Source organism: Bradyrhizobium uaiense, from assembly GCF_010811875.1.
In the GTDB taxonomy this organism is placed as follows: Bacteria; Pseudomonadota; Alphaproteobacteria; order Rhizobiales; family Xanthobacteraceae; genus Bradyrhizobium; species Bradyrhizobium uaiense.
In genome coordinates this window covers 1-228 of sequence record NZ_VKHP01001167.1, presented here as the reverse complement: position 1 = coordinate 228, position 228 = coordinate 1, and the positions used below count along the sequence as shown (strand labels likewise).

1 protein-coding gene is annotated in these 228 nt (G+C 57.0%); it reads left to right on the top strand.

Annotation, left to right across the window (positions count from 1 at the left end; genetic code table 11):
- The coding region (locus FNJ47_RS49170; RefSeq protein ID WP_163163887.1) for a transposase at positions 1 to 228 on the top strand (228 nt) is incomplete at both ends.

Here is a 228-nt window from a genome sequence, read left to right as displayed (position 1 = left end):
AACGTGCCTCAGGGGAGAAGAAATACTATCTCGCCAACCTGCCTGCGTCGACGGATCTGCGCACATTGGCCGCCACTATCAAGGCGCGATGGATCTGCGAACAGGCGCATCAGCAGTTGAAGGAGGAACTCGGACTTGATCACTTCGAGGGGCGATCATGGAAGGGTCTTCATCGTCACGCCCTGATGACAATGATTGCCTACGCCTTCCTGCAGCATCGTCGCCTCG